Annotated in this window: 1 pseudogene; it reads left to right on the plus strand. The window is 55.6% G+C overall.

Annotated elements, in window-relative coordinates:
- Positions 1-223 (plus strand): annotated as a pseudogene (locus MOV76_RS39745) (recombinase family protein); the annotation flags it as partial.

Below are 223 nucleotides of genomic sequence, written 5' to 3' on the forward strand. Positions count from 1 at the left end.
CTCATCAATGAAGTGGTCGCCGATCTCGATGATGGAACCTCTGAGATCGTCCTCGTCATTCATTGGGTTGGAGGCGTCCACACCGAACTGCGCCTGCCGAAGCGACACCGTGGCCAAAGAAATGCGACCCCTGACGACATTGTCGACGCTGTGAAACAGCTCGTCTTGATCGCCAATGATGATGTGATTGCCGGTGTCCTCAATCGCAACGGACTGACGACCG

The organism is Rhizobium sp. PRIMUS64, from assembly GCF_023006465.1.
GTDB classification, from domain to species: domain Bacteria; phylum Pseudomonadota; class Alphaproteobacteria; order Rhizobiales; family Rhizobiaceae; genus Rhizobium; species Rhizobium leguminosarum.